Source organism: Streptomyces sp. NBC_00454 (assembly GCF_041434015.1).
Classification (GTDB): domain Bacteria; phylum Actinomycetota; class Actinomycetes; order Streptomycetales; family Streptomycetaceae; genus Streptomyces.
Genome location: NZ_CP107907.1, coordinates 6,977,867 through 6,996,864, shown reverse-complemented (window position 1 = coordinate 6,996,864; position 18,998 = coordinate 6,977,867). Strand labels below are relative to the sequence as shown.

The 18,998-nt window shown below is 71.7% G+C and carries 16 protein-coding genes; 7 read left to right on the top strand and 9 right to left on the bottom strand.

The window, feature by feature from the left end:
- Window positions 1–355: 355 nt before the first annotated feature.
- Genes OHU74_RS31920 through OHU74_RS31900 form a run of 5 tightly spaced genes read right to left on the bottom strand, consistent with a single transcriptional unit; the run spans window position 356 to window position 4,847 of the window.
- Window positions 356–1,063, bottom strand: a complete 708-nt coding sequence (locus tag OHU74_RS31920; RefSeq protein WP_371619101.1) for an ABC transporter ATP-binding protein — start codon at window positions 1,061–1,063, stop codon at window positions 356–358.
- Window positions 1,060–1,818: an ABC transporter ATP-binding protein gene (locus OHU74_RS31915; protein ID WP_371619100.1), complete on the bottom strand. Its 759-nt coding sequence runs from the start codon at window positions 1,816–1,818 to the stop codon at window positions 1,060–1,062. Before OHU74_RS31915 ends, OHU74_RS31920 begins: the two co-directional genes overlap by 4 nt.
- A complete protein-coding gene (locus tag OHU74_RS31910) occupies window positions 1,815–2,792 on the bottom strand; it encodes a branched-chain amino acid ABC transporter permease (RefSeq protein WP_371619099.1) in 978 nt (325 codons plus the stop codon). Before OHU74_RS31910 ends, OHU74_RS31915 begins: the two co-directional genes overlap by 4 nt.
- Window positions 2,789–3,667: a branched-chain amino acid ABC transporter permease gene (locus OHU74_RS31905; RefSeq protein ID WP_371619098.1), complete on the bottom strand. Its 879-nt coding sequence runs from the start codon at window positions 3,665–3,667 to the stop codon at window positions 2,789–2,791. Before OHU74_RS31905 ends, OHU74_RS31910 begins: the two co-directional genes overlap by 4 nt.
- A gap of 1 nt (window position 3,668) precedes the next feature.
- Window positions 3,669–4,847, bottom strand: a complete 1,179-nt coding sequence (locus OHU74_RS31900) for an ABC transporter substrate-binding protein (protein WP_371619097.1) — start codon at window positions 4,845–4,847, stop codon at window positions 3,669–3,671.
- A gap of 273 nt (window positions 4,848–5,120) precedes the next feature.
- Here OHU74_RS31900 and OHU74_RS31895 point away from each other — a divergent pair, with 273 nt between their 5' ends.
- Entirely contained in the window at window positions 5,121–6,749 is a 1,629-nt protein-coding gene (locus OHU74_RS31895; protein ID WP_371619096.1) for a carboxylesterase/lipase family protein, read from the top strand.
- 24 nt (window positions 6,750–6,773) lie between these two features.
- On the opposite strand, the gene OHU74_RS31890 is transcribed toward OHU74_RS31895, so the two are convergent.
- From OHU74_RS31890 to OHU74_RS31880, 3 genes are all read right to left on the bottom strand, one after another.
- A complete protein-coding gene (locus tag OHU74_RS31890) occupies window positions 6,774–7,829 on the bottom strand; it encodes a tartrate dehydrogenase (RefSeq protein WP_371619095.1) in 1,056 nt (351 codons plus the stop codon).
- 70 nt (window positions 7,830–7,899) lie between these two features.
- Window positions 7,900–8,793, bottom strand: coding sequence for a LysR family transcriptional regulator (locus tag OHU74_RS31885; RefSeq protein WP_371619094.1), 894 nt, complete (start codon window positions 8,791–8,793; stop codon window positions 7,900–7,902).
- A 3-nt stretch (window positions 8,794–8,796) separates the two neighbouring features.
- Window positions 8,797–9,645, bottom strand: a complete 849-nt coding sequence (locus tag OHU74_RS31880; protein WP_371619093.1) for an MBL fold metallo-hydrolase — start codon at window positions 9,643–9,645, stop codon at window positions 8,797–8,799.
- Window positions 9,646–9,755: 110 nt separating this feature from the next.
- Between OHU74_RS31880 and OHU74_RS31875 the strand changes: the two genes are divergently transcribed.
- The gene (locus OHU74_RS31875; RefSeq protein WP_371619092.1) at window positions 9,756–11,252 is read left to right on the top strand and encodes a carboxylesterase/lipase family protein; all 1,497 of its coding nucleotides are present in this window, start codon (window positions 9,756–9,758) and stop codon (window positions 11,250–11,252) included.
- A gap of 83 nt (window positions 11,253–11,335) precedes the next feature.
- Window positions 11,336–11,731 carry a PPOX class F420-dependent oxidoreductase gene (locus OHU74_RS31870; protein ID WP_371619091.1) on the top strand — a complete coding sequence of 132 codons (396 nt, stop codon included), beginning with the start codon at window positions 11,336–11,338 and terminating at the stop codon, window positions 11,729–11,731.
- A gap of 60 nt (window positions 11,732–11,791) precedes the next feature.
- Here the strand turns inward: OHU74_RS31870 and OHU74_RS31865 are convergent, their stop codons facing one another.
- Window positions 11,792–13,249 (bottom strand): MFS transporter, encoded by a 1,458-nt coding sequence (locus OHU74_RS31865; RefSeq protein WP_371619090.1) that lies wholly within the window; start codon window positions 13,247–13,249, stop codon window positions 11,792–11,794.
- Between the two features lie 78 nt (window positions 13,250–13,327).
- On the opposite strand from OHU74_RS31865, the gene OHU74_RS31860 reads away from it, so the two are divergent.
- The 4 genes from OHU74_RS31860 to OHU74_RS31845 all read left to right on the top strand — a co-directional run bounded on the left by OHU74_RS31860 (window position 13,328) and on the right by OHU74_RS31845 (window position 18,940).
- Entirely contained in the window at window positions 13,328–13,864 is a 537-nt protein-coding gene (locus OHU74_RS31860) for a MarR family winged helix-turn-helix transcriptional regulator (protein ID WP_371619089.1), read from the top strand.
- 98 nt (window positions 13,865–13,962) lie between these two features.
- On the top strand, window positions 13,963–15,081 hold the full coding sequence (locus OHU74_RS31855; RefSeq protein ID WP_371619088.1) for a substrate-binding domain-containing protein: 1,119 nt from the start codon (window positions 13,963–13,965) through the stop codon (window positions 15,079–15,081).
- 120 nt (window positions 15,082–15,201) lie between these two features.
- Window positions 15,202–16,332, top strand: a complete 1,131-nt coding sequence (locus tag OHU74_RS31850; RefSeq protein ID WP_371619087.1) for a substrate-binding domain-containing protein — start codon at window positions 15,202–15,204, stop codon at window positions 16,330–16,332.
- Window positions 16,333–16,537: 205 nt separating this feature from the next.
- On the top strand, window positions 16,538–18,940 hold the full coding sequence (locus OHU74_RS31845) for a polysaccharide lyase 8 family protein (protein WP_371619086.1): 2,403 nt from the start codon (window positions 16,538–16,540) through the stop codon (window positions 18,938–18,940).
- Window positions 18,941–18,998: the final 58 nt, after the last annotated feature.

Below are 18,998 nucleotides of genomic sequence, written 5' to 3'. Positions count from 1 at the left end.
GGCCTCCCGCCCCGCTCTCAGTTTTGGGACCAAGGCCTCCCGTCCCGGCGCAGGCTCCCGTGACGGACGGCACATCGCCCGGCGGATTCGTCCGGCGCCGGCACCGGAGTGACGGGCGCCGCGCGGCGAGCGCGCCCGCGGTGGCCATCGAGGCGCCCCACTACGGGTCGTACCAGGTCAGGCCGCATTTACGGCCGAGCGGCGGCGGTTCGGGAGCCGGTGGAAAGCCCCCGCGTCCGCCGCCCGCCCGGACGCCTCCCTGCACTGGCGGTACGGTCCGCCCGGAACCGGCGGACGGGTCTGCCGTCGAGCCGGTTCCACGGGATTCTCGTGAGCAGTCTCACGCCGGTGAACGTCAGTCGACGCCCAGGAGGCGCCGGCGGTCCTCGGGGCTGGACCGGAACTCCGCGCAGGGCGCCCGGTGGACGATGCGGCCCTTCTGCATGACCGCCACGTCCTGGGCGGCGGAGAAGGCGAGACCCAGGTTCTGTTCCACGAGGACCACCGACATGCCCTGCGCGCCCACCTCGCGGATGACCTCGCCCACTTGGGCGACGATCGCGGGGGCGAGGCCGTCGGACGGCTCGTCGAGGAGCAGGAGGCGTGGGTTGCGCAGCAGGGACCGGGCGATCGCGAGCATCTGCTGTTCACCGCCGGAGAGCTGGTCACCGCGGTGCCCGAGCCGCTCCCCCAGCCGCGGGAGCAGATCGAGGACGCGGTCCCTGGTCCACGGGCCCGGGGCCGGTCGCCTCGAGGCGATCGTCAGGTGCTCCGCCACCGTCAGCGGCGCGAAGACCCGGCGCCCCTGCGGTACGGCGCCCACCCCGGCCCGGGCGATCACATCGACGCGGGATCCGGCGATCTCCCGGCCGCCGAGGGTGATGCTGCCTTCGTACGGCCGGACGAGACCCATGACGGTCGAGACGAGGGTGGTCTTCCCCACCCCGTTGCGGCCGAGGACCGCGAGGGTCCCGCCTTCCTCGAGGTCGAGGTCGACACCGCCCAGGACCACGCCCCCGGCGTAGCCGGAGCTCAGGCCACGGATGCTGAGGAAGGGCTTCACGAGGCGGCTCCCGTCGTGCCGAGGTAGGCGTTCTGGACCTCGCTGGAGGCCCGGACCTCGTCCGGGGTGCCGGTGATCAGGTGTCTGCCGAGGTGCATGACCGTCACCGTGTCGGCGAGCTCGAAGACCATGTCGAGGTCGTGTTCGATCAGGAGCACGGTCACTTCGGCGGGCAGGGCGGCGACGAGCTCGGTGAGTCGCGCCGTCTCGGCCGGGGACATCCCGGCGGCCGGTTCGTCCAGCAACAGCAGCCGGGGTTCGGTGGCCAGGGCGACGGCCACCTCCAGCTGCCGCCGTTCGCCGTGCGAGAGGGCGGCCGCCTCGGCGTCGTGCCGGGCGGGCAGCCCCACCCGTTCGAGCAGCGTCCGCGCCTGCGCGATCGCCGCCGGCCGGGCACTCACCCTGCGCCAGCCGCCGGCACCGGCCGCCCGGCGCAGCACGGCGAGGAGGACGTTCTCCAGGACGGTCTCGCGCAGGAAGAGGCTGGAGTGCTGGAAGGTGGCGGCGACGCCGAGTCCGACCCGGCGGTCCACCGGCAGCCGGGTCACGTCCTGGCCGTCGACGAGAATGGTTCCGGCGGTGGTCGCCAGCGTTCCCGAGATCAGGCCGAACAGCGTCGACTTTCCGGCGCCGTTCGGGCCGATGACCGCGTGCCGGGCACCCCGGCGGACGGTGAGGCCGACCTCGTCCAGGGCCCGGAAGGAGCCGAAGTGCCGGGAGACCCGGCGCAGTTCCAGTAGATCGCGTGTCGTCACGCCGTCCTCTTTCGGGTCAGCCGGGGCGGGAGCCGTACGCCGGCCAGCCCGTGGGGCAGCGCGTAGACGGCGATGACGAAGAACACTCCGAGCAGCAGCGGCCCGCGGCCCGCGACGGCTTCGAGGTGTCCGAGGTAGTCGCGGGTGAGCCAGACGAGCGCGGCTCCGGCACAGGCCCCCCACAGCGAGCCGGAGCCGCCGATGACGACGGCGAGCAGGGCCAGGGCGGCGATCTCGAATCCCGCGTCGCCGGGCGAGACGAACCGCTGCACCGACACCCACAGGCCGCCGGCGACCCCGGCCAGCGCACCGGCACCGCAGTAGACGGCCAGGGCGTACCTCCGGGTGGGGTATCCGATCGCGCTCATGCGGCGCTCGTTGTCGCGGATTCCGCGCAGGGCGAGGGCGAAGGGGGTCGAGCCCAGGCGGGAGACGGCCGCGAAGAGCGCCAGGAACACGGCCAGGACGTAGAGGTACACCAGCCCGTCGAGCTCCAGGGCGGGCATCCCCGGCAGCGGTACGACGGGCGGGATGCCGGACACGCCGTCGGTGCCGTTGGTCAGCGACTTCCAGTTGACGGCGGCGCTGTAGGCGATCTCGCCGATGGCCAGCGTCAGCATCAGGAACACCACGCCCCGGGCCCTGACCGCCAGCCATCCCGTGACCGCGGCCACCAGCGCGGAGACCGCTGCGGCGATGAGCAGTTGGAACATTCCGACGTCGGTGAGCCGGGTCGCGACGATGGCCGCCGTGTAGGCGCCGACGCCGAAGTAGGCCGACTGGCCGAGGGTCGGCAGCCCGGTCAGACCGGTGAGCAGGTTCACGCTGATCGCGAGGAGGGCGAACACCAGGATCCGCGACAGGGTGCCGATGGCGTACGGGCCGAGGAGGAAGGGGGCCGCCGCGAGCCCGAGGACGACGGCGGTCACGGACAGCCGCCGGGCGGCGGATCCCTCGGATCCGGACGGGCTCATGCGCCCACCCCCGACGGGACCAGGCCGTGCGGGCGGACGACGAGCACGGCCAGCATGGTGCCGAAGAGCAGGAAGGGGGCGTACTCCGGGAGGAGCGCCACCCCCAGTGTCTGCACCTGGCCGATGAGGAGCGCGCCGACGAGCGCGCCGCGCACGGATCCGAGACCGCCCACGACCACGACGACGAGCGAGAGGACGAGGACGGTCTCGTCGACGCCCGGGCCGGGACCCAGGATCGGCGCCCCGAGGACACCGCCGGCCACGGCCAGGGCCGCGCCGAGCGCGAAGACCCCGTAGAGCACCTTGCGGATGTCCACGCCCAGCGCGCGGACCATGTCCCGGTCCGCGACGGTGGCCCGTACCAGTGCTCCGAGCGGGCTGCGCTCGAACAGGAGGTAGACGGCGGTGGCGAGGCCGGTGGCGACGCCGATGAACACGAGCCGGTAGAGGGGATAGGCGTGGCCGAGGAGGTCCACGGTCCCGCGCAGCGACCTCGGCGGGTCGGTGGGCAGCACCTCACCGCCGAAGGCGGCGGCGAGGAGATCGGCGACGATGAAGGTGATGCCGAGCGTCAGCACGGCTTGGTCGAGGTGCCCGCGCCGGGCCAGCGGCTGGGTGAGGAACGTCAGCGCCGCTCCGCCGCAGGCCCCCACCAGGGCGCCTGCGGCCAGCGCGAGGAGCAGGCCCCACAGGCTCCCGTCGGAGAGGGCGTAGGCGATGTAGGCCCCGGCGAGGTAGAGCGTGCCGTGAGCCAGGTTGAGCACGTCCATCATGCCGAAGACCAGGGAGAGGCCGACCGCGATCGTGAACAGCAGCAGACCGAAGGCGACCCCGTCGATGACGCTGACGAAGTTGCCGTCCAACCATCCGTACATGTCAGCCGCCCAGCCGGACGAGCTCTGAACTGACGGTGTTGGCACCCTGCTTGACCTCGCGCAGGTACCAGGGCTGTACGGGCGTGCCGCCGGCGTTGAAGTGCCAGGTGCCCCGCGGGCTGTCGATGTCCCCCACTGCGGCGATGGCGGCGTTGACCGTTTCCGAAGTCACTGTGGAACCAGCGGACTTGATCGCCTTGTCGAGCACCTGCGCCGCGTCCCATGACGCCATCGCGTACGTGGTGGGGGCCGATCCGTAGGCGGCCGTGTAGGCGGGGGCGAACTGCTTGTTGGCCGCGTTGTCCAGGTCGGCGCCGTAGTTGAGTGCGGTGAGGATGCCTTCGGCCGCCTCGCCCTGTCCCTTGAGCACGCCGCCCTCGGTGAGGAAGCCGGGTGCGTAGAGCGGGATCTTGCCGGCCAGGCCGAAGTCCCGGTACTGCTTGACGAAGTCGACGGCCGCGCCGCCGGCGTAGAAGCAGAAGACGGACTTGGCTCCGGAGCGCTCGATCTGCGCGAGGTAGGGCTGGAAGTTCTTGGTCGCCGGGAACGGCGTGTAGACCTCCTCCCCCGCGATCTTGCCGCCCGCCGGGAGGAAGGTGGACTTGAAGCCTTCCACCTCGTCCTTGCCCGCCTGGTAGCCCGCGGCGATCAGGAAGACCGGGCCCCCGGCCTTCTCGGCCACGTACTTGCCCAGCGCCTTGCCGGGTTCGTCGTTGACGTACGAGGTGCGCCAGATGTACTTGGTCCCGGTCAGGGTCGTGGGCGAGGCGTTCGAGCCGACGAGCGGGACCTTGGCGCTCTCGAACAGGTCCTTGACCCCGTTGATGGTGGCTGAGCTGACCACGCCGCTCACCGCCAGTACGTGGTCCTGCTTGACCAGCTTCTCCGCCGCCGCCTTGCCCGAATCGGCGCTCTCCCCCTCGTCCGCGACCACGATCTCCACCTCGCGGCCGCCGAGTCTGCCGCCGTGCCGTTGTACGTAGAGCTCGAAGCCCTGCTTCATGTCGTCGCCCAACGCCTTGTAGGTCCCCGACTGCGGGACGAGGAGCCCGATCTTCAGGGGCCCGTTCTGCTTGTCGCCCTCGCCTGTCCCGAGGCTGGCGCCGCCACATGCCGTGGCCAGGAAGAGGGTTGCCGTCGTCGCGGCGATCAGACCAATGGGACGGATTCGACCTGCCATGGAAACTCCGAACGTAGTCAACCGGCGCTGGAAGGCCGGATGTTGCTGATGGCCTGGGCCTGGGCGAGCCTGCTGGCCGCCCGGCAGCGCATCGGAAGTGACACGTGTCTATCGCGCATTGCTGACGCACGTCAATAGTTCGTAATATCACCGACCGCGCAGGGCCCGGACCCCTTGACCCCGGCCCAACTCATGGCGCAATACTGACCCTCGTCAAAATCACGCTATGCCGATTCGGCGACGGGCTCTTGATCAGTCAGGGAGTGAAGCACCATGACCGACGTTCCATCGCGGCGCGAAATCCTCAAGAACACGGGGGTGTTGGCCGGGGCCACGCTGCTCTCCGGCATGCCGGGCGCGGGCACGGCGCAGGCCGCACCGAGCACGGACGGGTCCTCACCCATGGTCGAGGCGCCCGCGGGCCGGCTCCTCGGAAGTAGGGAAGGGGGCCTCGAAGTCTTCAAGGGCGTGCCCTACGCGGCGCCGCCGGTCGGCGCCCTCCGATGGCGGCCGGCCCAGCCCCATCCCGGATGGCAGGGGACGCGCGATGCGACCGCCTTCGGACCGAGCGCACCGCAGCCCTACCGGGAAGGGGGCGACCAGGTCCTCGGAACGCACGGCTCACCCCCCTTCGACGAGGACTGCCTCACGCTCAACGTCTGGACCCCCGGAGCCGGCGCCGCCAAGCGGCCCGTACTGGTGTGGATCCACGGCGGCGGCTTCATCTCCGGATCCGGCTCGCTGCCGAACTACTCCGGCGAGACCTTCGCCCGCAACGGCGACCTGGTCGTCGTGACCATCAACTACCGCCTCGGACCACTGGGTTACCTCTACTTCGGAGAGGATGGCGCCGGCGGGAACTTCTGGCTCACCGACCAGCTCGCGGCGCTGAACTGGGTACGGGACAACATCTCCGCGTTCGGCGGCGACCCGGACAACATCACCGTCGCCGGACAGTCCGGCGGCGCACTGTCGGTGGCGGCGCTGGCCGGAGCCCGGACCAAGGGCCGCCCGCTGTTCCGGCGCGCGATCCTGCAGAGCCCGCCGCTCGGGCTGAAGATCCCCACCCGCGCCGAGTCGCTGCAGCGCACGGCGGGCTTCCTGGACATCGTCGGAGCCAAGAACGTGGCGGAGCTCCGCGCCGTGCCCTGGCCGCGCCTGATCGCGGCCACCTTCGAGATGTTCGGGCGCACCGCGCAGTGGGGGTACTGGTCGACCCCCTTCCTGCCGGTGCTGGACGAGGTCACCCTGGACCGCAACCCGGCCGACCTGCTCCTCAGCGGCGCCGGGGCGGACATCGAGGTCCTGGTCGGCTGGACCAGGGAGGAGGCGAACTTCGCCTTCGCCCTGAGCGAGCCGTACGCCACGGCGACCAGGGATCAGGTGCTCGCCAGGGCCCGGAACACCTTCGGAAGCCGGGCGGCCCAGGCCTACACCGCCTACGAAGAGGCCCGGCCGGGCGCCCGCCCGCTGGACGTGCTCATGGATCTGATCACCGACGACCTGTTCCGCATGCCCTGCGTGGCGCTGGCCGAAGCGCGGGCGGCCCGTGGACGCCCGGTCTGGGCGTACCAGTTCAACCTCCCGACGCCCGCGCACAACGGTCAACTCGCCGCCGCGCACTGCCTGGAGCTGCCGTTCGTGTTCAACAACTTCGACAAGTGGTCGCAGGCCCCCTTCCTCGCGGGGCTGGGCCCCAGGGTCCGTGACGGTCTCGCCGCGACCGTGCACGCGTCCTGGATCTCCTTCATCCGCACCGGCGACCCCAACCACCACCCCATGCCGCAGTGGGACCGCTACGGCCGGGACTCCCGCACGACGATGACCCTGGACTCGGTCACCACCGCCACCGAGGACATCGCCGGATACTGGCGCCGCCTGCACCATCCGGCGCTGCCGTAGCCACGAAGCGGCCCCGGGGCCCCGTCAGAGGTGCTGGAGGAGGGTGGAGGTGAACTCGGCGGTGGAGGCGCTGCCGCCGAGGTCGCGCGTGCGCACCGGGGTGGCGGCCAGGACGCGGGCGATGGCGTCCGTGATGTCGGCCGCGGCCGCGGGGTGGCCGAGGTGGTCGAGCATCATGGCGGCGGACCAGATCGCGCCGATCGGATTGGCGATGCCCTGACCGGCGATGTCGGGGGCCGATCCGTGGACCGGCTCGAACATGGACGGATGCTCGCCCCGCGGGTTGAGGTTGGCCGACGGCGCGATGCCGATGCCGCCGGCCACCGCCGCCGCCAGGTCGCTGAGGATGTCCCCGAAGAGGTTGGAGGCGACGACGACGTCGAAGCGTGCGGGGTCGAGGACGAACTTGGCGGCCAGCGCGTCGATGTGCTCCTGGTTCCACTCCACCGCGGGGTGCCCGGCGGAACGCTCGGCCACCAGCTCGTCCCAGAACGGCATGGTGTGCACGATGCCGTTGGACTTCGTCGCCGACGTGAGCCGGCCGCCGCGCAGTTCGGCGAGGCCGAAGGCGAAATCGAGGACCCGGGTCACTCCCGCCCGCGTGAACACCGCTTGCTGCACGGCCATTTCGTCGGGACGCCCGCGGTTCATCCGGCCACCGATCTCGCTGTACTCGCCTTCGCTGTTCTCCCGGACGACCACGAAGTCCACCTCGCCGGGCACGGCCCCGCGTACGGGGCTGGGCAGGCCCTCGAACACGCGGATCGGGCGGAGGTTGACGTACTGCTCGAAGGCGCGGCGGATCGGGATGAGCAGCCCCCACAGGGAGACGTGATCCGGCACGCCCGGGTAGCCGACCGCGCCGAGCAGGATCGCGCCGTGACGGCGGAGCTGCTCCAGTCCGTCCTCGGGCATCATCGATCCGTGGCGCAGGTAGCGCTCGCAGGACCAGTCGAACTGCTCGTAGCCGAAGGTGATGCCGTGGCGCTGCCCGACGGCGTCCAGGACCTCGCGTGCCGCCGGGAGGACTTCGGCGCCGATGCCGTCACCGGGGATGAGGGCGATGCTGTGGTGGGTCATGGCTCGCATTCCAGCAACCGGACGCCGTCCGGGTCCAACACGTATCGCCGATCTCCCTCATAGGCCTGCCCTATGAGTCGGCGGGACGGGGGTCCGGGACGGCGATCTCCAGGAAGGCGCGGGCCGCCGGCGTCAGCTGCGCCTTGCGGCTCACCAGGACGTTGTGCTGGAGGCAGGCCGGTTCCAGGTCGAGGACGAGGGCTCCGGCCCGTTCGGACAGGTCGGCCCAGGACCGCGTCACCACCGCCAGTCCGACACCTGCGAGCACCAGCGGCAGGAAGGCCATGCGGTGTTCGGTCTCCACCGCGATGCGGACGTCGACGCCCTCTGCCTTCAGGTCGTCGACGTAGGCCCGGATCCCGGTCCCCCGCTGCCCGACGATCAGCCGGCGCCCGGCGAGCTGCTCCGCCCGTACGGCCCGTCCGGGCGGGAAGGGGCCGTCCGCCGGGGTGACCAGGACGAGCCTGTCCTCTCCGAGGCGGTGCGGGACCACGTCCCGGCCCGGCAGCGGCGACGAGGTGGTCAGCAGCCCGAGTTCACAGCCTCCCGTGCGCACCGTCTCGACCACGTGCTCGCGGGTGAGGGCGACGCGCAGGCTGAGCGACACCTCCGGATGGCGCTCGGTGAAGCGCTGGACCAGGGTGCTGAGGGGTTCGATCGTGGGTGAAGCCATCGCGGTGATCTCCAGGCGCCCGCCGCGCAGTTCACGTACGGCGCCGACGCTCGCCCTGGCCAGCTCCAGCGCGTGCAGGGCTTCCCGCGCCCGCGGAACCAGCGCGGTGCCGGCCTCGGTCAGGGCCACCCTCCGGCCCATCCGGTGGAACAGGCAGCTGCCCAGGTCGCGTTCCAGGGTCTGCACGGCCTGGGACAGGGACGGCTGAGACACGTAGAGCGCAGCGGCCGCCCGGTTGAACCCTCCGTGGTCCACGATGGCGAGGAAGTACGTCAGCTGCCGGAAGTCCACGGTTCAGCGCCTGCCGCCCGCGACGAACCGTACGGTCCCGTCGCCGCCGCGCCGGAGCAGGCCGGCCGTGGGTGCGGGGAAGTGCGTGCCGATCACGAGCGTTCCCGTGTCGGCGTACCGCTCGACGAATGCCCGCCGGGTGGCAGCGGCCAGCGCCGGGTCTGCGTCGGCGAGGCCGGCCACATCGGGTTCGATGAACTGCACCGGGTGGTGCACGAGGTCACCGGTGATCACGGCGCGTTCCCCGCCGGATTCGACCACTACGGCCACCTGGCCCGGGGTGTGCCCTGGAGCGGCTTCCAGGCGCACGCCGCCGCACACCTGGTGATCGGCTGCGACGAAGTCGACGAGACCCGCATCGATCAGCGGCCGCATCGTGTCCTGGAGGTTCGTATCCGCTTCGTCCGCCCAGTGGTCCCATTCCGCGCGGGTGACCAGATGGCGTGCGCGCGGAAAGGTCGGTACCCACTCCCCTTCCACCAGTCGCGTGTTCCAGCCGACGTGGTCGAAGTGCAGGTGGGTGCAGACCACGGTGTCGATCGACTCCGGAGGGTAGCCGAGGGCCCCGAGGTCTTCGAGCCAGGCCGAGTCCAGCATGCGCAGGAACGGCACCGATGCCCGCGCGTTGCCCACACAGGTGTCCACGAGGATCCTGCGCGTACCGGTGTCCACGACCAGTCCGTGGACCGAGAGCACGAAGGTGCCGTCCGCCCTGCTGAAGTCGGGAGCGGGCCACGGGTACCTCTTCAGGAGCGCGGTGTCGTCCGTCCGCAGGACTTCCGAGGGGAGGACCGTCAGCTGCGCCTCCAGGACTTTGTGGATCACCGTCGTACCGATACGCCACGTCGTCATGCACGCCTCCGCTTCAACCATGGGATCGAATAATATTGACGGTCGCCATAAATACGCAATATCTTGAGCGGGCCGAAGACTCCCGATCCCGGTCTGGAAGGACGCACCGAATGGGTTTCGCCCAGGACGGCACCTCGCCCGTCGTTCACACCCGCTCCGGTCCGATCCGCGGCGTCGTCGAAGACGGCCTGGCCGTGTTCAAGGGCGTGCCGTACGCGGCGCCGCCCGTCGGGCCCCTGCGGTGGCGCCCCGCGCAGCCGCACCGGGGATGGAGCACGACCCTCGACGCGACGACGTACGGGCCCAGTGCCCCGCAGGCCGTCCGCGAGGGCGACCCGGTCCTCGGCGGCCACGGCTTCCCGCCCTTCGACGAGGACTGCCTGACGCTCAACGTGTGGTCGCCCGGCGCCGACGACGCCCGCCGCCCCGTCCTGGTCTGGATCCACGGCGGCGCCTTCGTCTCCGGGTCCGGGGCGATGCCGAACTACTCCGGCGAGACCTTCGCGCGCCACGGCGACCTGGTGGTGGTGAACCTCAACTACCGGCTCGGGCCGCTCGGTCTGCTGTCCTTCGCGGCGGACGACGGCGCCGAGTGCCGCAACCTCTGGCTCACGGACCAACTCGCCGCCCTGCGCTGGGTCCAGGACAACATCGCCGCCTTCGGCGGGGATCCCGGCAACGTCACCCTCGCCGGCCAGTCCGCCGGCGCCCTGTCCACCGCGGCACTCGCGGGCCCCGGGGGCGACGGCCGCCTCTTCCGGCGAGCCATCCTGCAGAGCGTCCCGCTCGCCATGCCCCTGGCCACGCCGGCCGAGTCCCTGGCCCGCACCGCCGCCTATCTGGAGATCGTCGGCGCGAAGGACGAGGACGAGCTGCGCACGCTGCCGTGGCCGCGACTGGTCGAGGCCACCACCGGACTCCTCGCCGCCACGGCGCAATGGGGGCACTGGACCGCGCCGTTCATGCCGGTGCAGGACGACGGGACGGTGGCACGGCACCCCGCCCTCAACCTCCTCGACGGTCCGGGCGCGGACATCGACGTCCTCATCGGCTGGACCGGGGAGGAGTCCGCCTTCACCTTCGCGCTGGGCGAGGCGTACGCGGCCACGACCAAGGACCAGGTGCTCCGCCGGGCACGGGACAGCTTCGGCGACGGCGCGGCCGAAGCGTACGCGGCGTACGAGGCCGCCCGCCCGGACGCCCGCCCGATCGACGTCCTGGTCGACCTCACCACCGACGAGCTGTTCAGGAAGCCGACCCTGGCCTTCGCGGAAGCGCGGGCGGTACGGGGCCGCCCGGTCTGGACGTACGAGTTCGGGTTCCCCACCCCCGCGCACGACGGCCGCCTGGGTGCCCCGCACTGCCTGGAACTGCCGTTCGTCTTCGACAACTTCGACAAGTGGTCGCACGCGCCGTTCCTGGCGGGGATGGACACCGGGATCAGGGACGACCTCGCCAGGACCGTGCACCGGGCGTGGATCTCGTTCATACGCACCGGAGACCCCAACCACCCCTCCATGCCGCGCTGGGACCGGTACGACCAGCAGTCGCGCACCACCATGCGCTTCGACACCGTCACCTCGGCCGTCTCCCGTCTCACGACCTAGTGCTGCGGCCGGGAAGGATCCGGCCTTCGCGTCTGTTCGATGAGGGAGTGGTCCCGGGAATTTCCGAGCAGAGGGGCGAGGCTGTGTCAGAGCTTTTCGATGAGGAGACGCGCAAGCTGCTGGACGGGAGGAACTTCGCCACCGTCGCGACGCTGAACCCGGACGGCGGGCCTCAGACTTCGGTGGTCTGGATCATCAGGGAGGGCGATGCCGTGCTGTTCTCCACGACGGCCGGGCGCCGGAAGGCGCGGAATCTCGCGCGGGACCCACGGATCAGCCTCACGGTCTTCGACACCGCGAACCCCTACCGGTCCATCGACGTCCGCGGCACCGCCGAACTGATCGACGACCCGGCGAAATCGCTGCCGCGCAGGCTCTCGCAGAAGTACCTGGGCGAGGACCCCCTGGCCGAGCCGCAGGAGGTGCTCCGGCTGATCGTCCGGGTGACCCCGCAGAAGGTCACGGGCTTCTCCGTCTGAGGCGCGCGGACGCCGGGTGGCCCGCCGTGGCGAGCGCGGCGGGTCGGCCGGACGGGCCGGCTACGCGCTGTGGTTGCCGACGGCCTTGCGGGGCAGGGCCAGGCACAGCGCCGCGCACAGCACGTAGGCCGCGATCGCCCAGGGCCCCGCGTGGGCGAGGGCGGTCGTGAGGCCCTTGTCGGCACCGGAGAAGAAGACGCTGCCGATGACCGCGACGCCGAGGGCCCCGCCGAACTGCTGGGCGGTGGACAGGATCCCGGAGGCCCCACCGGCGAGTTGGCCGGGCACGGTGCTCAGGATGGTGTTGACCAGCGGGATGATCAGGAAGATCAGGCCCACGCCGGCCAGGAACAGCCCCGGAACCAGCGGCCAGGCACCGGTGTGGGACGGGGCGGAGTCCTGGGCCGCCTGGCGCACCCAGTACAGGCCGCCGGCCATGACCAGGGCCCCGAGGATCAGCACGGTGCGGCCGAGCTTCGCGGCCAGCGGGTCGACCGCGGGGGCCGCGAGGATCGAGCCTGCGCTGAAGGCGATCATCAGCAGCCCGGCCTGGGTGGGGGTGTAGCCCTGCCCGTTCTGCAGCCAGATGGTGAAGACGAGCATGAAGCCGGACATCCCCCCGTAGAAGAGGAGCTGGATGAGCAGACCGGCGCTGAAGGCGGGCTTCTTGAACAGGCTGACGGGGAGCAGCGGATGTTCGGTGCCGCGCCTGGACTCGAGGACGGCGGTCGCGATCACGGTGAGGACGCCGGCTGCCAGGCAGAGCCAGCCCCACAGCGGCCAGCCGTTGGAGCGGCCCTGGACCAGCGGCAGCACGATCGCTACGAGGGCGGTCGCCAGCACCAGGTTCCCCACCGCGTCGATGCGCCCGGTGAAGGATCCGTCCCTGGAGGCGGGGATCCACTTGGCGCCCAGGAGCAGGACGAGGGCGGCGAGGGGCAGGTTGACGGCGAAGATGGTGCGCCAGCCCCAGCCGAACAGGTCCCAGTCGGTCAGTACGCCGCCGAGCAGCACGCCGACCGCGGTGGACAGGCCCGCGATCGCCCCGTAGAGGGCGAAGGCCTTCCCCCGTTCCTCGCCGTCGAACATCGTGCGGAACGAGGCGAGGACCTGGGGCATGATGATCGCCGCCGCCACGCCCTGGACTCCGCGAGAGGCGACCAGGACCTCGGCGCTGCCGGCGAGCGCGCTGGCCAGACTCGCGGCGGCGAAGGCGCCCACCCCGGTCATGAACAGCCGCTTGCGCCCGTAGCGGTCTCCGAGGTGCCCCGCGATGATCAGCGTGGCGGCGAAGCCGAGCATGTACGCGGAGACGGTCCACTGGAGCTCGGCCGGTGTGGCCCCGAGCTCCTTGCCCATGGACGGAAGCGCGGTGTTCACGATCGACCCGTCGATCATGTCCAGGAGCGCCGCGAGGATCATCACGAACGCCGCTGCCCACCGCTGGGGATAGGGCGTCACCGCCTCCTCGGGGCGGGTCTCGGCCGCGTCCCGTCTGTCGCTCGTGCTGGAGGTCATGTCGCTCCCTAGAATTGCTGGACTTTCGGGTATCTTGAATACCGAGCTATCCGCAACCATGGAGGAAGGATCCCTTGAATGTCAAGCGAGAGTGAGTCGGTCGAGTCGCGACTGGGCAAAGCCGTACAGGCCTACCAGTCGGCCGTCGACGACTTCGACCGCGAGCTGGCCCGCCTGATGGGAGTGAACGAGACGGATCTGCGCTGCCTGGAGATCCTCATGGGCACCGAGGAGATCACCCCCCGCGAGCTGGCCACCCGCCTCGGCCTGACCACCGGCAGCGTCACCACGATGCTCGACCGCCTGGAGAAGCTGGAGTACCTCACGCGCAGCCCGCATCCGACCGACCGCCGCATGACCCTGGTCCGCGTCACGCCCGAAGCCACCCAGCGCGCACACGGGCTGATCGGCCCGTTCCTCGGCGACGCCGGCCAGCAGGTCGCGACCCGCTACGACGCCGGGCAACTGGAGCTGGTCGCGGACTTCCTGACCTTCACCCAGGAGATCCAGCAGCGCCACGTGGACCGGCTGCGCACCATGGAGTCACCCCGCCCCGGACGGACCGGCGGCCGGCAGAGCCCCGGCCCGCGCGCAGGCGGAGCCGCCCGGGCGTGACCGGTCGATCACAATCGATCGTATCGATCGCTTCCATTCCCTATGATGGCGGGTACCGGGGCACACCCCCCGCACCGTCACGACCCCAGGGGGACCGGATGAGACCGCACGTGGACCAGCGGCAGGCGCAGGTGCGCGAGATCCTGCGGGTGCGGGGCAGCGTCCGCGTGGCGGAGCTCGCCCAGGAGCTCGGCGTCTCCCCCGTGACCCTGCGGCGGGACATCGAAGCGATGGCGGCGCGGGGCGAGATCCAGCGGATGCACGGGGTGATCAGCAAGGTGGCGGCGGGGCATGCCGCCACGGCCGCATCGGTGTCGGCCCGGGCCACCGCTCCGGCCGGTGACGGCGGCGAGGGCCTGGTGATCGGCATGGTCGTGCCGACGACCGAGTACTACTACGCCGACGTCGTGCGCGGGGCCCGCGAGGTGATCGAGGCACGGGGGGCGAGGCTCACCGTGGGACTCACCCGGTACCTGCCGGGCGAGGACCGGACCCAGGCGGACCGGCTGCTGTCGACGGGGGCGGACGGGCTGCTGCTGACCCCGACCTGGGACGCCGGGTCGCCCGGTCCCGGCGAGGGCGCCTGGACGGCGGAACTGCCGGTGCCGACCGTCCTCGTGGAACGCTGGGCTCCGCCGGGCCATCCGGCGGCGGGCCTGGACCGGGTGGCCTCCGACCACGCGCACGGCGCGGCGCGGGCCGTACAGCACCTGGCGGAGCTCGGGCACCGGCGGATCGCGCTGGCCAGCCGTGAGACGCCGACCTCCGCACGGCTGCGGGCCGGGTTCGAGGCGGCCGTGGCCGCGCTCGGGCTGGAGCCGGCGCCCGCGTGGCCCGAGGCCGGGGCGGGGGCGGCGGCCGGACAGGGGCCGCTCGCGGAAGCGGAGCTGTTCGCGCGGACGCTGGACTACCTGTGCACGGCGGTCCAGGAGAGCGGGGTGAGCGCCGCCCTGATCCACAGCGACACGGACGCGATCATGCTGATCCCCCGGCTCCAGGCCCGGGGAGTACGGGTGCCCGAGGACCTGATGGTCATCACCTACGACGACGAGGTCGCCGGCCTGGCCGACGTACCGCTGACGGCCGTGGCTCCCGCCAAGCGCGAGGTGGGCGCGCGGGCAGCGGGGCTCCTGCTGGACCGGTTGTCGGCGGGCGCCCCGCAGGACGTTCCCCGCCAGCACCTGGAGCTCCTTCCGCTCCTGACCGTCCGCCCCTAGGCCGTGGCCGCACGGCAAGCCAATTGATGGTCGATACGAGCGTAAAGAACGATCGATCGATACAATCGATTGCCATCGGGCCGGGACCGCGCGGCCCGTGCCCGAGTGCCTGGGGGCCCCGTGCGAGAACACGTCCGCGAGCGACACGAACGGGCGGTCGCGCTCGTGCGCGACCACGTCAGCCTGCCCGTCGCCGTCCTCGCCGTCCTGCTGGACGTCTCGATGGTCACCGTCCGCCGCGACGCCGAGGTCCTCGTCTCCGAAGGCCGGCTCGGGCGGATCCACGGCGCGCTGGTGTGGCCGGGGACCGGTCGGCCGGTCCCCGCACCCGCACGGACCGCCCCGCGGACCGGGGAGGGGACCGTGGTCGGGATGGTCGTGCCGACCATGCACTACTCGTTCTCCGAGATCGTCCAGGGCGCCCGCAGCGTCCTGGCCGTGCGCGGGGCGCGGCTCGTGCTCTCGCTCTCGGGCTACTTCCCCGACGAGGACCGCACCCAGATACGGCGGCTCGTGGCATCCGGGGTGCACGGCCTGCTGGTGGCCCCCAGCTGGGAGGACGGAGCGCCCGGCCCCGGGGAGGCCGATGCCGTCCTGGAGGCCTCCGTGCCGACCGTCCTGGTCGAACGGTGGACCAGGACCGGCAGCCCCGTCGACGTCCTCGACCGGGTGCGTTCCGACGCGGCCCACGGGGCGGGATCCGCCGTCCACCACCTGGCCTCCCTGGGCCACCGGCACATCGCGCACGCACTCCAGAACAGCCCGCACACGCAGCAGTTGAAGGCAGGTTTCGAGACCGCCCTGGCCACCCTCGGACTCCCCGCCGCGGTGGTTCCCGGCTTCGGCCCGGGCTCTGCGGCCTCCGAATCGCACCGCTACGACCTCACCCTGGAGTACCTGCGTGCCGGGGTGCGCGAACACGGGGTCACCGCCGCGCTCGTGCACACCGACGCCGACGCCGTCGTCCTCCTGCCGCGCCTCCAGGCCCTGGGGATCCGCGTCCCCGAGGACCTCGCGCTGGTGGTCTGCGACGACGAGGTGTCCGGGCTGTCCGAGCTGGCGCTGACCGCCGTGGCCCCGCCCCGGCGCGCGGTCGGCGCGGCGGCCGCCGGACTGCTGCTCGACCGGATCGACGGCCGGGCCGCCGGGAGCCCGGAGCCCCCGCCCGTGCCCGCGCCCCGGCTCCACATCGACCTGCTGCCCCAACTGCGCGTCCGGGACTCGTGCGGCGCTCGCCGCGTACACATATGACCATTCGAACGAATCGATCTCTGCACGACTCTTGAGTCATATTTCGATCACATGCTAGAAATCCGGTGAGCGGAACGCCCCCTCCCCCGCTCCCACCCCGTCACCGCCTCGATGCCGAGCGGTCGCCTCCTGCTGCGCGCGGAACCCGCTCGCGGCCGTGGCATGCCGTCCGACGAGACGGTCACGCCCCCTCCCTGGAGGCTCCATGTCCAGCCCATGGTCCCGCCGTTCCTTCCTCCGCCTCTCCGGCACCACCGTCCTGCTCGGCTCGGTCTCCTCGGCCGGCGTCCTCGCATCGGCCGGCGACGCGTTCGCCGTCGACGCGTACGACACGCTCCGCCTCAAGTGGCGGGACATGGTGCTGGGCACCGGCTTCGACCCGGCGGCCGCCCCCTTCGCCCAGAAGCTCGCACTGCTGGGCACCCAGGCCTCCGAGGTCCGGTCCACGATGGCTGCCGTCAGCGGATCCCTCTGGCCGGATCTGCCCCTGACCGTCTCCAGCTCGATCACCGGCAGCTACGCCCGCCTGGCCACCATGGCCCAGGCCCACGCCCAGCCCGGCACCGGACTGACCGGCAGCACGGCGCTGGCGGAAGAGATCAGGACCGGTCTGGACCACCTGTACAACCAGGCCTACAACCCGTCGAAGAGCCAGTTCGGCAACTGGTGGGACTTCCAGATCGGTTCCCCGCAGATCCTGCTGGACATCACCACGGTCCTCTACGACCAGCTCTCCGCCACCCAGATCGCCAACCACCTCGCCGCCGTCGACAAGTTCGTCCCCGACTCCTCGGTCACGAGCTACACCGGGACCAGTACCGGAGCCAACCGGGTCGATCTGTGCCGCTCGCTGGCGCTGCGCGGCGTCCTCGGCAGGAGCGACGCCAAGATCACGCTCGCACGGGGCGCCCTCTCCCCCGTCTTCCCCTTCGTCACCAGTGGGGACGGCTTCTACGCCGACGGATCGTTCGTCCAGCACAACTACCTCGCCTACACCGGCTCCTACGGCGCGGTGCTGCTCGGCGGACTGGCAAGCCTCTTCTCCCTCCTCAGCGGTTCGGCCTGGGCGGTCGGCGACACCAACCGGCAGATCATCTTCGACTCGGTGGAAGGGTCCTTCGCCCCGTTCCTCTACAACGGCCTGATGATGGACGCGGTCTCCGGGCGCTCCACCAGCCGGGGCAACCCGAGGAGCAACACGTACGGGTTCCAGGGCGGCGACCACGGCCGCGGGCACGGCGTCCTCTCGTCCATCGCCCTGCTGGGCACCGCCGCGAGCAGCGCGGAGAACCAGCGCTGGCGCGGTCTGGTGAAGGGCTGGATCCAGCGCGACTACTACAGCCCCGTCCTCACCGACACCGACCTGGGCATCGCGGCACTGGCCCGGCTCAAAGCCGTACAGGACGACAGCGCCGTCACCGCGATCGCCGAGCCGACCGCGCACCGGATCTTCCCCGGCATGGACCGGGCCGTCCACCGCAGACCCGGCTGGGCGGCTTCCCTCAGCATGGCCTCGAAGCGGATGGGGTTCTACGAAACGGGCAACGGGGAGAACCTGCGCGGCTGGCACGCCGGTGCCGGAATGCTCCAGTGGTGGGGGGACACGTACGCCAACGGCCAGTACACCGACGCCTTCTGGGCCACCGTCGACCCGTACCGGCTGCCCGGGGTCACCGTCTCGAAGAAGGCTCTCGCCGACGCCGAGGGCGGCGCCTGGGGCCTGCCGCGGCCGGACGTGAACTGGGTCGGCGGCGCCACGGACGGGGAGTACGCCGCCATCGGCCAGTTCGTCCGCGGGTTGTCCAGCACGCTCTACGCGAAGAAGTCCTGGTTCTGCCTGGCCGACTCGATCGTCTGCCTCGCGGGCGCCGTCCGAGGCACCGACGGCGCCGCGGTGGAGACCGTGGTCGACAACCGCAACCTCGGCGCCGCGGGAACCCAGGCCCTCACCGTCAACGGCACCGCCCAGTCCGCGGCCCTCGGCTGGTCGGCCACGCTCACCGGAACCAACTGGGCGCAGATCGCCGGCCACGGCGGGTACGTGTTCCCCGGCGGAGCCACGGTCAAGGCGCTGCGCCAGGCCAGAACGGGGTCCTGGCACGACGTCAACACCGGCGGCACCACCGACCCGATCACCCGCCGCTACCTGACCCTCTGGATCGACCACGGCGTGGACCCGGTGGACGCGGCCTGCGTCCACATCCTGATGCCGGGCGCCACCACCGCGGCCACCGCGGCACGGGCCGCCGCCACCGGCTGGCTGACCGTCCTCGCCAACGACAACGACCAGCAGGGCATAACGGTGCCCTCGCTCGGCGTCACCGCCGTCAACTTCTGGTTCGCCGGCACGGTCGGCACCCTCACCGCCGACAACCCCGCCTGTGTACTGGTCCGGGAGCACGGCGACGGCACCGCCACCCTCTGCGTGTCGGACCCCATGCGGATGCGGGACGCCCTCAAGATCATCTGGAACCGCCCGGTGGCCTCCGTGATCTCCAAACCGGCCACGGTCACCTCCGCGACCACCGGCTCCGCCCTCACGCTCACCTTCGGGGACCTCACCGGGAAGGCCGGAGCCACCCAGGAGATCGAGGTCGTCCTGGGCTGACCGGTAGCGCACGGACCGCCCCGCCCGCGTCGCGCGGACGGGGCGGGGCGGGCGGTCC